The sequence below is a fragment of the Natrinema sp. H-ect4 genome, assembly GCF_041894845.1.
In the GTDB taxonomy this organism is placed as follows: Archaea; Halobacteriota; Halobacteria; order Halobacteriales; family Natrialbaceae; genus Natrinema.
The window spans coordinates 1-531 of the sequence record NZ_JBHDYC010000057.1; the positions used below are offsets into that span (position 1 = coordinate 1).

The window sequence follows — 531 nt, forward strand, 5'->3', positions numbered from 1 at the left end:
TTCGAAGTAGTTCCCCAGTCCGACGAGGACGGGGAGTTGTTTCGTCGACTGTTGGACGCTTCAGCCGCTCTCTGGAACGAGATCAATTATTAGCGCCGAACCAACTTCGACGACCCGGACGGCGACGTTTGGGAAATCGACGAGTACCGCGGTCGGTACGGCGGTACGCTCGGCTCTTCGACCGTTCAACAGATCGAGCGCAAGAACCGCGAAGCGTGGCGCTCGTTCTTCGCACTCAGAGAAAAGGGCGAAGCCAACGGCAAGCCCGGCTTCTGGGGCAACCAAGACGAGGGGCGCGAACTGCGGACATACATCCGAAACACGTCGTACTCGGTCGAATGGGGCGAACACTCCCGGCTCGAAATTCTTGTTGGCCAAGACCTGAAAGAGGAGTACGGTCTTGGATACCGCGAGCGTCTCCGGCTCAAGGTTCGCGGCGAACCCAATTGGAAAGAGTACGACAAACAGGGCCGGTTGGAACTGTATTACGACGATGTGAACGAGACGTTCAGGGCCTTTCAGCCAGTCACT

General features: G+C 57.8%; 1 pseudogene. It reads left to right on the forward strand.

Annotation, left to right across the window (positions count from 1 at the left end):
• Positions 1–531 (forward strand): annotated as a pseudogene (locus tag ACEWFR_RS23780) (IS200/IS605 family transposon protein TnpB); the annotation flags it as partial.